10 protein-coding genes and 1 pseudogene are annotated in these 13,244 nt (G+C 50.0%); 7 read left to right on the top strand and 4 right to left on the bottom strand.

Features of this window, described 5'->3' with window-relative positions:
• Positions 1 to 57: 57 nt before the first annotated feature.
• Complete coding sequence (locus HBN79_RS24005) at positions 58 to 399, bottom strand: hypothetical protein (protein ID WP_048401438.1); 342 nt, start codon at positions 397 to 399, stop codon at positions 58 to 60.
• Positions 400 to 701: 302 nt separating this feature from the next.
• Here HBN79_RS24005 and HBN79_RS17300 point away from each other — a divergent pair.
• Both HBN79_RS17300 and HBN79_RS17295 read left to right on the top strand, forming a co-directional pair.
• A pseudogene (locus HBN79_RS17300) lies at positions 702 to 830 on the top strand (DUF3703 domain-containing protein); the annotation flags it as partial.
• Between the two features lie 66 nt (positions 831 to 896).
• Positions 897 to 1,808: a cation diffusion facilitator family transporter gene (locus tag HBN79_RS17295; RefSeq protein WP_048401436.1), complete on the top strand. Its 912-nt coding sequence runs from the start codon at positions 897 to 899 to the stop codon at positions 1,806 to 1,808.
• Positions 1,809 to 1,950: 142 nt separating this feature from the next.
• Here HBN79_RS17295 and HBN79_RS17290 read toward each other — a convergent pair whose 3' ends face one another.
• Together HBN79_RS17290 and HBN79_RS17285 are read right to left on the bottom strand one after the other, a co-directional pair.
• Positions 1,951 to 3,381, bottom strand: a complete 1,431-nt coding sequence (locus tag HBN79_RS17290; RefSeq protein WP_048401435.1) for a heavy metal sensor histidine kinase — start codon at positions 3,379 to 3,381, stop codon at positions 1,951 to 1,953.
• On the bottom strand, positions 3,378 to 4,052 hold the full coding sequence (locus tag HBN79_RS17285) for a heavy metal response regulator transcription factor (RefSeq protein WP_010655498.1): 675 nt from the start codon (positions 4,050 to 4,052) through the stop codon (positions 3,378 to 3,380). The genes HBN79_RS17290 and HBN79_RS17285 overlap by 4 nt, the downstream gene beginning before the upstream one ends.
• Positions 4,053 to 4,594: 542 nt before the next feature.
• On the opposite strand from HBN79_RS17285, the gene HBN79_RS17280 reads away from it, so the two are divergent.
• From HBN79_RS17280 to HBN79_RS17260, 5 genes are all read left to right on the top strand, one after another.
• A complete protein-coding gene (locus HBN79_RS17280) occupies positions 4,595 to 5,827 on the top strand; it encodes a TolC family protein (RefSeq protein ID WP_131690204.1) in 1,233 nt (410 codons plus the stop codon).
• Between the two features lie 87 nt (positions 5,828 to 5,914).
• Positions 5,915 to 7,141: an efflux RND transporter periplasmic adaptor subunit gene (locus HBN79_RS17275; protein ID WP_010655500.1), complete on the top strand. Its 1,227-nt coding sequence runs from the start codon at positions 5,915 to 5,917 to the stop codon at positions 7,139 to 7,141.
• A 26-nt stretch (positions 7,142 to 7,167) separates the two neighbouring features.
• On the top strand, positions 7,168 to 10,332 hold the full coding sequence (locus tag HBN79_RS17270; RefSeq protein ID WP_048401433.1) for a CusA/CzcA family heavy metal efflux RND transporter: 3,165 nt from the start codon (positions 7,168 to 7,170) through the stop codon (positions 10,330 to 10,332).
• A gap of 140 nt (positions 10,333 to 10,472) precedes the next feature.
• Entirely contained in the window at positions 10,473 to 10,670 is a 198-nt protein-coding gene (locus HBN79_RS17265) for a co-regulatory protein PtrA N-terminal domain-containing protein (RefSeq protein WP_048401431.1), read from the top strand.
• A gap of 74 nt (positions 10,671 to 10,744) precedes the next feature.
• A complete protein-coding gene (locus tag HBN79_RS17260; RefSeq protein ID WP_048401567.1) occupies positions 10,745 to 11,071 on the top strand; it encodes a DUF2790 domain-containing protein in 327 nt (108 codons plus the stop codon).
• 360 nt (positions 11,072 to 11,431) lie between these two features.
• On the opposite strand, the gene HBN79_RS17255 is transcribed toward HBN79_RS17260, so the two are convergent.
• Complete coding sequence (locus tag HBN79_RS17255; RefSeq protein WP_048401430.1) at positions 11,432 to 12,757, bottom strand: OprD family porin; 1,326 nt, start codon at positions 12,755 to 12,757, stop codon at positions 11,432 to 11,434.
• Positions 12,758 to 13,244 lie beyond the last annotated feature (487 nt).

The following is a 13,244-nucleotide window of genomic DNA, read 5'->3' as shown; positions in this document are numbered from 1 at the left end:
ATGCGCTCAGCTCTTGCATCCCGCAAATGCGGAATGAGGCTCAATATGGGACAGGAATCAAACGCGGGGCGGTCGCCACACCCTGGACGGGGTTTGTGCAGGCAAGGAATCACTAAAGAAGGAAAGTACTACGGGGCTAAACACGGCTACTGAAGGCTTGAAAGTCGAGACTTGCAATATGCTGCCTGCCTTGCATTCATGTCCCGGTTTACATGGCTTTCCGTGCTCGGACAGGGTTTTCATATCGTTGCAGCAGTCCATGCCCATGTCGTCCATCATCGTCATGCCCATCGTCTTCATGGGGCACGGTTCTGTCGATGCCTGAACTCCCGCCATCCCGCTGAGAGGAAGCGCTAAGCTGATCATGAATATGATGCAAAACTGCACGTAGCGTTTCATTCGCTGGAGTGTAGTCGCTTCAAATGGTCGTTACAAATTGACTCATGTCATTAACACCCTGTCGCCAAGCTCCGACCTCCGACATATAGGTAATGAAGCCGACAAGGAATTAAGCCAACATTACGTTTAGAAAATAGACGCGGACGACGAGCTATCGATCCGCCTATATTTGAATTCATAGTGTTGATCTGAACTCAATCATGGATGAAATGGCTAGCCAACTGAGAAATCAAGCAGAAGCCGAGATGAAAATTGGCGCGACAAAGACCTATCGGTCTACTAACATCTGATTCCGGGAAGTTTGGGTACAAATAATACGCGTATTCGCAGTACTGCTATTTTCTAGAGTGTGGGTGCCTTGGGGGAACACAGGTCGCGTCCAAATAAGTGCTTTTCAGTTGCATCTCTCCAAAACCGAAATCTCTTCTTGACGAAGATTGACCCGTTGACGATCTTTTGAGTAGTTGCCGCATCCTTTCACCCGCATGGAGAGCCATATGAGCGCTGGTCATAGTCACGGTCAAGCTCGTGCAGGACACGAGAAAAAATTGTGGATCGCTCTGGCGTTAACGACAAGCTTCATGATCGCGGAGGTCATTGGGGCTTTCGTGACAGGCAGCTTGGCGTTGTTATCCGATGCGGCTCACATGCTAACTGATTCCACTGCCTTGGCTATTTCATTGATAGCTATTCAAATTGCCAAACGCGCTGCGGATAAAAAACGGACATTCGGCTATGCACGATTTGAGATCCTCGCAGCTGCTTTTAACGCGATTTTGTTGTTTATGGTGGCGGTGTACATCTTGTATGAAGCTTATCAGCGATTTAAAGCCCCGACAGAAATCCAATCGACAGGGATGCTGATCGTCGCAGTGATCGGACTAGTTGTGAACCTTGTTTCAATGCGGTTGCTAATGTCTGCCAGTGCCGAAAGTCTTAACGTAAAAGGCGCGTACCTAGAAGTATGGAGCGACATGTTGGGCTCCATGGGCGTAATAGGGGCGGCATTGATCATTCGTTTTACCGGATTCACTTGGGTTGATTCGATCGTTGCCGCAGCTATCGGCCTGTGGGTGCTTCCCAGAACCTGGGTTTTGCTCAAAGAAAGCATGAACATCCTGTTGCAAGGGGTTCCGGATGGCATCGATATCGCTGAAGTGGAAGCGTGCATCAGGGCGGTTGAAGGCGTTGAGGATATCCATGACCTGCATATCTGGGCCCTGACCAGCGGCAAGAATGTCATGAGTGCTCACCTTGTAATCCTGCGTAGCTCCCGAGCTGAGCAAGATATATTGGCTGAGGTGACTCGGCTGATGAGCGAGGTATTCCATATCAGCCATACGACTCTTCAATTGGAAAACTTGCAGTTTCATGCAACGCTTGAAGAAAACGAAGGCATGCAGCACTAGAGCGGGATCTTGCAAACATCTCATGTCGGAGTAGGGGCTGCTGCGATGTACTCAGAACTCAGCGGACATTAAAAAACCTGACCACAGGCGCATATCCAGTGGTGCAGGGAGAGTTGCACAGGTTTGTTGCGGGAATTTACCCTTAAACCTTTCTAGCCTGTTGCCAAGTGGTCTGTCCGTCGAGGTTTGGGAAGCTCAGCCTGAAAACGGTCATGCTGCCAGGCATGCTTTGAACATCCGCAGTTCCCTGGTGGAGGCTCATGATCGATCGAACAATAGCTAAACCAAGACCAGTGCCACCCTCAGCACGCGAGCGACTTGTATCAATTCGATAAAAGCGGTCAAACAAGTGCAGCAGATGCTGAGGTTCGATTCCTGCTCCAGGGTTGCCTACAAGTAGCGATACCTGTTTGGCATAGTTTTCAATAACAATTGAAATAGATTGTCCCGCAGGGCAATGGCGTATTGCGTTGGACAATAGATTGGATATTGCTCGCTGTATCATTAACCTGTCGCCAATGGTCTTGCCATTTCCGGTAACATTCAGGGTGATACGTTTCTCTTCCGCAGACAGTGAAAACAGATCGACCACCTTAAATGCTTCATCTTCTAAGGTGATTATTTCGAACGGGACAAGTGCCGCGGGATGGCTGACCTGAGCTAAGAAGAGCATATCCGAGACAATTCGCGTGACACGGCCCAACTCCTCGGTGCATGACTCCAGCACAGCTTTGTATTCTTCTGCCGGACGCTCCCGAGAAAGGGTAACCTGGGCCTTGCCCATCAAATTGGTGATCGGGGATCGTAATTCATGGGCTAAGTCATCTGAAAATTGCGACAGCTGCTGAATACCGCTGTCGAGCCGGTGCAGCATGAAGTTGATGCCATGAGCCAACTCACTAAGCTCCTGAGGCATTTTAACAACAGAAAGTCGATGGTTGAGATCTTGAGCCGAGATCATGGCGGCGACCTTCCGGAACTCTCTCAGTGGAGAAAGTCCTTGTTGTACTACGGCCCAAGCACTTGCTCCGATGAGTATTAGTAAAAGCGGTAGTGCAATAATCGTCGACCTAAGGTACGCGCTGAGCAGCGCTTCATCGTTCGCACAATCCATCGACAGCAATACGGGAACGCTTACACCGTTCTTTAATGGGATGAGCTTGGATGCGGTAAGGAAGTGTCGACCTTCACCATCTGAATTGGTGGAATAGGAAACCTTGTCAACGGCAGCAGTCGCAGCTTTCAACTCAGTCCGCGGATCCGACAATCCAGGCCCAAACTTCAGTAAGGGCGCCCTGAGGTTTTTCAGGTCATAGATGGTCAGATTCAGATTGTCATGTCCCATGACCTGATCCAGTAACGAATGCGGTTTGGAATTTACGTCGGCCGTGTCATCGTATAGCGAGAGGCTATGTTCAACCTGCTCCATCTTATTGATCAGGCTGTTTTTTGCCAACTTATCCAGCTCGTGCGTCAGCGCAAAAAAGGCCAAGACAGCCAAAAACACTACCAACAACGCCCCCAAGATACTTACTGTCAAACCTAGTCGCATTGACAGGCTGACCGGCTTCATACACGCGCCTCTAATACGTAACCAACACCGCGAAGGGTGTGGATCAACTTGTTATCGAAGGGGTCATCTATTTTGGCCCTCAGCCTACGGATTGAAACCTCGACAACGTTAGTGTCGCAATCAAAATTCATATCCCAGACCAGTGAAATGATTTGGGTGCGAGAAAGCACTTCTCCAGTTTGGCGCATCAGCAAGTGCAGCAGCGCAAACTCCTTGGTTGTCAGATCTATGCGCTGCTCACCGCGAAAAGCACGATGACGTCCTTGGTCTAGTTCCAGGTCGGCTACTTTTAGTACCTGCGGGACAGGTATGTGCTCACTGCGACGCATCAGGGTTCGTACCCGTGCAAGTAACTCAGGAAACTCAAACGGTTTAACCAGATAATCATCGGCACCCAAATCTAGTCCGCGTATCTTGTCCGCTAGGCGCCCTCGGGCCGTCAACATCATGACCCGGGCATTACTGCTTTGTCGTAGACGTTCAAGAACACCCCAGCCATCAAGTTCGGGAAGATTAACGTCAAGTATCACCAAATCATAAACATGTTGGCGCGCCAGATGTAGTCCATCCGCGCCAGTTATCGCACGATCAACAATGTAGCCACTTTCAGTCAGTCCCTGATGTAAGTATTCGGCAGTTTTGAGCTCGTCCTCAACTACAAGGATTCGCATGACATTTCACCTTCTTAATGACTAGAGTTAAAGGGGGCTCAGAAAAATAATAACCGTATTAGTGTGGTTTTCTGATTGGTGTTATCTTTTTATAGGATTTTCAATCCTCATATGGTTTGAATAACTTACGAGATGACAGCCCTCATTCTAAAGCCTGTAGCTGCTTCAGGGTCAAGCCAAAGCTGCGGTTTTGAGGCGCCAAAGCTAGGGTTGCGACAATCTGTCGCGGGAAATAATCCAGGGGCTATATAGCACATCGTGTGCTCATATGAATACCCCAATTCGACAAGTGCGCTTCGGCAGATAATTGCTGAATTTTTGTTTCATCATATTACCGCCTTAAGTTTTTTCTTTTTTAACACCTCCTATATTAGAGCAAAATCTACAGCAGTAGAGCTGGATAACATATTTGTAATTCTTCAGTCACCTTGTTGATAAGTGAAGAACTCTACAGTTACTACGTTGAGAAAATTCGCTTTAAAGGAAATATAAAATTGCGTTGGCTTAGAAAGTTCATTACCCCCTTGCGTATCATAAAATCCATGTTGGTAATAGGCCTAAGTTGCACGCTTGCACTATCAGGCACGGCTTTTTCCGCTGGTTCGGCTTCACAGGCGCTGACAATGGATCAAGTTCTTCAAATGGCGTTTGCCAACAATCCTGACCTAGCGGCAGCACAGTGGGAAATTGGTATCACTCAGGGAGATCGGCAGCAGGCGAGCTTGATTCCCAATCCTGAGTTGTCTTGGGAGGCTGAGGATACCCGGCGAAATTCGCGCACTACGACGGTGATGATCAATCAGCCGATCGAGCTTGGCGGTAAGCGAGGCGCTAGGATCGAAGTGGCAAGTCGAGCGCAAGATGCAGCCGAGATTGAATTGGAGCGCAAGCGTAATGCTCTACGTGCCGATGTCATTCAGGCGTTTTACAACACATCTACGGCTCAGCAAAGGTTGCTGTTATCACGTCAATCACTTGAGCTCGCACAGCGTGGCTTGCATGTAGCTCAAGGTCGCATCAGTAGTGGCAAGTCATCGCCTGTTGAAGGTACGCGAGCAGAAGTCCAGTTGTCGGAGGTACGCCTAGAGCTGAAACGGGCAGAGCGAGATGAGGCAAATGCCTATCAACAACTCGCTCGAGTCATGGGTGTGCCTTTGCCGGCGTTTGCGTCTGTAAGTGATTCAAGTCAGCCAATGCCAACTGTACCGGAACCTTCGCTGCTCCTTAATCGCATAGGTCAGACTGCGGAGTTACGGTTGGCAAAGCTGCAAATTGACCAGCGTGAAGCCTCACTTGGCTTGGAGAAAGCCCAGCGCATTCCTGACCTAACCGTAAGTTTAGGTAGCCAATACGATGAACGGGAGCGTGAGCGCGTGAATGTCGTAGGGCTGTCGATGCCCATCCCATTATTCAATCGTAATCAGGGCAATGTGTTGGCAGCCGCCCGCCGAACTGATCAGGCCCGCGACCTTCGCAATGCCAGCGAGTTACGCCTGCGCACAGAAATTCAGACCACTCTAGCTCAGTGGAATACAGCGAACACTGAAATCACGTCGTTCAATCAAACCATCCTACCTGCCGCGCAAAGTGCTGTAGATACCGCTACCCGTGGTTTCGAAATGGGGAAATTCAACTTCCTAGATGTGCTAGATGCCCAGCGCACCTTAATCAGCGCACGCGGTCAGTACATCCAGGCCATTGCTGAGGCGACAGACGCCTGGGTGCGTATCGAGCGAATTTTCGGTGATGTCGACAAGCTCACTCATACCCCTTGAATTTCATATAACACTTTTTTAACCGCTACTCAGCATCGCAGTGCCACGGTAATCCGTGACTGCCCACTGAGCTGCGTAGGGAGTCCCATGGATAAAAAACAAATCCTTGTCACCGCACTGACCCTCACGGTGGGCATATGTGTTGGTTCGCTCTGGATGGGTAGCACGTCAACAGCGTCCACCGGCGTACAGACGCAAGAAGAACAGGGCCACGATGCTGATCACAGCAACGAGGGTGCGGCCAAGGAGTCAGTTGATGGCGGGCATGCAGAAGGGGAAGCAGAAGAAGGTCACCTGACTCTGAGCGACGATCAGATCAGATCTGCCGGCATTCAGTTAATCGAAGCTAAGGAACAGAGCATCAGCCTCTCATTGCCGTTTCCTGGAGAAGTCCGTTTCGATGAAGACCGTACTGCGCATGTGGTACCCCGGGTTCCTGGTGTCGTCGAGTCGGTACATGTCAATCTTGGCCAAACAGTGAAAAAAGGTCAGCTACTAGCCGTGATTGCCAGTCAACAAATTTCTGATCAGCGCAGTGAGCAAGCCGCAGCGCAACGTCGTCTAGAGTTGGCGCGCACTACCTACGAGCGTGAACGCCAGTTATGGCAGGACAAAATCTCTGCCGAACAGGATTTCCTTCAAGCCCGTCAGGCTCTGCAAGAGGCCGAAATCGCTGTCAGTAATGCCCGACAAAAAATCAGCGTACTTAGTGGCAGCTCGGTGACCAGTGGTGGCAACCGGTATGAGCTGCGTGCACCGTTCGATGGCGTTGTGGTCGAAAAGCACTTGGGCCTTGGTGAGGTTGTCAGTGAAACCAGCAATGCGTTCACACTCTCGGACTTGTCGCATGTTTGGGTGACTTTTGGCGTTTCCCCTAAGGATTTGAGCAAAGTCCTGGTGGGCAAGTCTGTCACGGTTAGTGCCGCTGAGTTGAATGCGGAAGTTACGGGTGCCGTGGCCTACGTTGGGAGTTTACTGGGTGAGCAGACTCGTACCGCCACTGTCCGTGTGTCCATAGCGAATCCGCAAGGAGCTTGGCGTCCCGGGCTGTTCGTAACCGTACTGGTTGATACCGATACCCGGCTGGCGAAAGTCGCAGTACCAGAAGCAGCAATCCAGACGGTCGAGGATAGGCCAACAGTTTTCGTGCGAACTGATGACGGGTTTAAGGCGCAAGCAGTAGTAATAGGTAGTCGTGCAGCAGGTCTGGCTGAGATCACAGAGGGCCTGGAGCCCGGAGCTCAAGTCGCTGCTGCCGGCAGCTTCATTCTGAAATCAGAACTGGGTAAAGCCTCGGCTGAACACGCCCACTGATCCGCCACTTCCACGAGAAGGTTCTCATGTTCGAACGCCTAATCCAATTTGCCATCGAGCAACGCATAATCGTCCTGCTCGCGGTTCTCCTCATGGCCGGACTCGGCATTGCTAGCTACCAGAAGCTGCCGATCGACGCCGTGCCCGACATCACCAACGTCCAGGTGCAAATCAATACTGGTGCCGCAGGTTTCTCGCCACTGGAGACTGAGCAGCGCATCACTTTCCCTATTGAAACCGCCATGGCAGGTCTGCCGGCACTTGAGCAGACGCGTTCACTCTCACGCTCGGGTCTTTCACAAGTTACGGTGATTTTCAAGGAAGGCACCGACCTATTCTTCGCCCGGCAATTGGTCAATGAACGATTGCAGATGGCAAAGGAACAATTGCCCGAAGGCGTGGAAGCTGTCATGGGGCCGATTTCTACCGGTTTGGGTGAGATTTTTCTGTGGACTGTCGAGGCCCGAGAAGACGCCGTAAAAGAGGATGGTAGCCCCTATACGCCGACCGACCTGAGGGTAATCCAAGATTGGATTATTAAACCTCAGCTGCGCAACGTTCCTGGGGTCGCCGAAATTAACACCATTGGCGGATTCGCCAAGGAATACCAGATTGCTCCGGATCCAAAACGCTTGGCCGCTTACAAGCTGACCCTGACAGACATTGTGACCGCGCTGGAAAGCAACAACGCTAACGTAGGAGCCGGCTACATTGAGCGCAGTGGCGAACAACTACTGATTCGTGCCCCTGGCCAAGTGGCGACCACCGACGACATCGCCAATATCGTGATCGCCAACGTCGATGGCACTCCTATACGTATTAAAAATGTGGCGACCGTGGATATTGGGCGTGAAATGCGTACCGGTGCGGCGACCGAAAACGGTCGTGAAGTCGTACTCGGCACGGTGTTCATGCTGATAGGCGAGAACAGCCGTACCGTCTCTCAGGCCGTTGCAGTCAAGCTAGAGCAAATCAACCGTTCACTGCCCAAAGGGGTGGTTGCGATCACTGTTTACGACCGTACTAACTTGGTAGACAAGGCTATTGCCACGGTCAAGAAGAATCTGATTGAAGGTGCAATCCTAGTAATCGCGATTTTGTTCCTATTCCTAGGCAATATTCGCGCAGCACTGATCACTGCCATGGTTATTCCTTTAGCCATGCTCTTTACCTTCACAGGCATGTTCACCAACAAAGTCAGCGCCAACCTGATGAGCCTGGGGGCTCTGGATTTCGGTATTATCGTCGACGGTGCAGTGGTTATTGTCGAAAATGCTATACGGCGCCTCGCCAATGCGCAGCACCATCACGGGCGCCTCCTAACTCGCTCCGAGCGCTTTCACGAAGTGTTTGCAGCAGCCAAGGAAGCCCGTCGACCACTGATTTTCGGGCAGTTGATCATCATGGTCGTTTATCTACCTATTTTTGCCCTGACCGGTGTCGAAGGGAAAATGTTCCACCCCATGGCGTTCACCGTCGTGATCGCCTTGCTAGGCGCGATGCTGCTGTCCGTAACCTTTGTTCCTGCGGCAATTGCCATGTTCGTGACGGGCAAAGTCAAGGAAGATGAGAACGTGATAATGCGAGGAGCGCGACGGGGTTATGCCCCCGCGCTGGATTGGGTCATGAGTCATCGATCGCTGGCATTTGCCATGGCATTAGGTGTCATCGCTGCGAGTGGCGTGGTCGCCAGTCGAATGGGCAGTGAGTTTGTACCTAGTCTCAGCGAAGGCGATTTTGCACTGCAAGCATTACGAGTACCCGGTACAAGTCTGACGCAATCGGTGGAAATGCAGCAGCGCCTGGAAAAGCTTGTGCTGGAAAAAGTGCCTGAAGTCGAACGGATGTTTGCTCGAACCGGTACTGCAGAGATTGCTTCCGATCCAATGCCGCCGAACATCTCTGATAGTTATGTGATGCTCAAACCGAAGGATCAATGGCCTGATCCAAGTAAATCCCGGGAGACGTTGACAGAAGAGATCCAGAAAGCAGCGGCTGCTATGCCTGGTAGCAACTATGAGCTTTCCCAGCCTATCCAACTACGTTTCAACGAGTTGATTTCAGGCGTGCGAAGTGATGTGGCGGTCAAGGTCTTCGGTGATGACATGGCAGTGCTTAACAGTACCGCTGCGAAAATTGCCGCGTCAATGCAGGGGGTCGATGGCGCCTCCGAGGTCAAAGTCGAACAGACAACGGGGCTACCTGTACTGACCATAAACATAGACCGCGACAAAGCCGCACGTTACGGTCTGAACGTTGGAGACGTTCAAGACACCATTGCGGTGGCTGTCGGTGGCCGCCAGGCCGGGACGATGTATGAGGGAGATCGCCGCTTCGACATAGTGGTGCGTTTATCCGACGCCATGCGTAAGGACGTTGAGGGGTTGTCCACACTGCTGATTCCAGTCCCGGCGCTGCTCAATGGCAATGCCGATCAGATCGGTTTTATTGCCCTTTCAGAAGTGGCGACCCTCGATCTTGTACTTGGCCCGAATCAGATCAGTCGTGAGAACGGTAAGCGTCTGGTCATTGTCAGCGCCAATGTACGTGGACGGGATATCGGCTCATTCGTTAAGGAGGCTAGCATCGCCATTGATCAGCAGGTAGAGATTCCGGCCGGTTATTGGGCAACCTGGGGTGGGCAGTTTGAACAACTTCAATCAGCTGCCAAACGCTTGCAGATAGTTGTCCCTGTAGCTCTGCTCTTGGTATTCACCCTGCTGTTCATGATGTTTAACAATCTCAAAGACGGCATGTTGGTATTCACCGGGATTCCATTCGCATTGACGGGTGGTGTTATGGCGTTGTGGCTACGTGATATCCCACTGTCGATCTCGGCGGGTGTTGGTTTCATTGCATTGTCGGGTGTGGCAGTGCTGAACGGTCTGGTGATGATTGCTTTTATCCGCAACCTTCGAGAAGAGGGACATTCGTTGAATTCTGCGATCAATGAAGGAGCGCTAACGCGGTTGCGCCCAGTATTAATGACAGCTTTGGTGGCATCCCTTGGCTTTATCCCCATGGCTCTAGCTACTGGAACAGGCGCGGAAGTCCAGCGGCCCCTAGCTACCGTTGTAATCGGGGGAATACTGTCCTCAACTGCGTTGACCCTACTTATACTTCCTGCGTTATATCACTGGGCACACCGTAAAGATGAAGAGGCAGACAGCGAAAAACAAGAAATAGTATAGCAGTTTGTTTTTAAAGCCCGCTGCTGATCCTCATTAGCGGGCTACTTATATCAATGATGACGGATATGTAATCTTAATGCCACCGTATTGATAGCTTCGTATTGATACTCTAATGCCAGTATTTAATATGAGGTGTCGAAATGAAAATCGCACAAATTTACGCTCTTGTAGGAGCATTGATTCTTTCTTCCACTGCATTGGCTGAGGGTGGTGGAGACCGGACTTTTGCTAGAGCTACTCAAGCTACCGAGCAGGCTATGGAGAAGTTTTTAGCCAAAGAGCTGAAAAAAACTCCTCCGAAAATGTCAGGCGGTGATAAGGGCCAGATTAGTAAGTAAATGTAGTGGTGCTACACATAAGCCCCGCCCCGATTCCGGTTGCGGGGTTTTTATTGACATGTGAGGTGCAAAAAGTGAAGACTATTAATTCTGTGATTTTTATTGTGGTCGCTGCGATCTCTTCAAGCGTATTTGCTAAAGATAGTGACAAGGTTTTTGAAAAAAGAATGAGTGCCAACTCCGTAGCTATGGAGCAGTATGCGATTAGGCATGGAAAAAATATTCCCGTAGCTAAGCAATATAAATACGGAATGAAATTAGATGTTGTGAATGTAGTTAGCATGGTGCGACCAGCGGAAGGGTGCGGGGTGATGCCCGCAGCTATGACATACGAAGACTCTGAAGGAGTACTGAATACAGTCAGATACACAGTGGCCGGAACATGCCGTAAAGGTGGTTAGCCTCTACGCTCTTGGCATAGGGGCTCATCTTTTTGACGTGCGTCATAAGACATAAAATGTGGGGGGGTGTTTACGGCAGGCATAAAAAAGACGCCCCGAAGGGCGTCTTAAAATACATCGTATTTAGATGAGTAATCTAAAAGTGGATGCGGAGCTTCAACTTGACAGCAGTGAGCTTCAGGTTTTTGCAAGGGTGTTACTTACCTGTAGCAATCTGGCCAGATGCGCTAGCAGATTGCTATAAACTCCAGTTTACTATAAGTTACTTAAGCTAACAGGAAGATGATTGAAAAATTACATTTTTGAAATTTTTCAGCAAAAACGTAATGTTCGTCTAGGATGATTCATCCTGCGCAGATCTTAAAGAATAGCTAATGGATACTCAATAATCACACGAACCTCATCCAGATCCGACTCAAATGTGGTTGCACGAGTATTAGCTTGCCGTAGGCGCAAAGACATATCTTTCAAGGTGCCTGTCTGAACGACATATTTTACTTCGATGTCACGCTCCCAACGTTTCTGGTCGGTAAGTGGGTTTCCATCCGCATCGCGTCTCATGTACGTCGTATTAGCGTTAGAGTAATCAGCATCAGTGCCACGACCGTAACGCGTCATAAACGACAAGCCAGGCACACCATACGATGTCATGTCGAGGTCGTAGCGAACCATCCAAGAGCGTTCTTTAGGTGAGTTAAAATCACTGTACTGAATTGAGTTATCAAGAAAGATCGAGTCCGACTGACGCAGGTAATCGAAGTCATTATTGCCATTATTTCGCTGATGGGATAGTGCAAGTGTGTGTGCGCCATACTTCACGCCTATTTTCCCGCTCCATATGTTATTGTCGAAATCGCCAAGTAATTTTTTCCCTTCGTCGACTGCTTTATAATAGTTAAGGCCTCCGAATACGGAAAGCTCATTTGACAATGAGTAGTTTAGCCCGGTGCCAGCATAGTATTGATTCCAAGCGTCCTTGAGGCGACTGGAATAAAGACTAAGGGTGACGTTTTTGTTTAAGTTATAATCACCACCAAAGTAGCCTACCCAAGGCGAGTTAACAGGCCCGGCATAGAAGGTCGCAAAGTTGTCGCGCATGTTGCTCGAAACTGGCTGGCTCATGGCATGTAGGCGACCGCCCTGAACGGTCAAGCCTTCAATGCTAGTATTTGTTGCTGTGACACCAGTGAAACTTTCCGGTAGTAGTCTTGAGTCGCCAGCAGCCACAACTGGGGTGGATGGGAATACGTCGCCGACTTTTACTACGGTGTCAAAGGCGCGAATTTTTGCCGCACCTCCCACTTTTGTATATTCGTCCCTTGCCTCTCCGTTGCTATTTACTGGAAGGACATCAAATGAACTACGGCCGCCATTACGGCCGCCACCCGTGTCGAGTTTTATTCCAATCATAGCAAACGCATCCACTCCGACACCGATTGTGCCCTGGGTAAATCCAGACTCGAATTTAGTAATAATAGCGTTTGCCCATGCTTCGGAATATCCATTGCCTGTAGGGCTTGACTCACCGTTACGATGTTCGCGATTGAAGTAGTAGTTGCGGTTAAGAACGGTAAGACTACTATCCTCTATAAAGCCGCCGTTTTTTTCTTCCGCATTCACCATGGACGGCACAGAGCTGACAACCATTGCCATAGCGGCTATCGAAAATTTTGTATTGTTAATCATTAATCACTCCTTCGGTTCGGCAGAACTAGAAAGCTCTTCGGCTGGAATTGTTGTTTGAAGGAAGCTGGTCGCGCCTCCTGTATCATCGCCGAGTTGTATCGTTGCAATCTGTAGATAACGGGGGCATGTCTGAGAAATTACAATTTTGTAATATTCGGCGGCTTTCTTGAAATGTTGACGCGCGTACCGTGCGATCAACCGTTTACGGTTCTCAGTTTTTACAATGCTAGTTGCTACACCGTGCTCACTTAGCGACCAGAAATCTCTAATTCGCACGTGAGAGGTGCGGATGCGCGGTGCTCGACCAGCTATAAGCGCATGGATAAAATTAGTTTAGCCCCCCAGCCTTGGAGCCAGCACTAGGCTCTGTACGTAAACCCAAGAAATACGATTTTCTGTAAAATACACCGCCATTAAAGCCAGGAGGCCAAGATGGCAAAGCGGTATGAACTCCCCGACGCAGCCTGGGATCTGGTTGCAGATATCT

Origin of the sequence: Pseudomonas sp. WS 5051 (assembly GCF_012985715.1) — a bacterium.
In the GTDB taxonomy this organism is placed as follows: Bacteria; Pseudomonadota; Gammaproteobacteria; order Pseudomonadales; family Pseudomonadaceae; genus Aquipseudomonas; species Aquipseudomonas bubulae.
The sequence above is the reverse complement of the archived record's forward strand: the minus strand, read 5'-3'. Positions and strand labels throughout refer to the sequence as shown.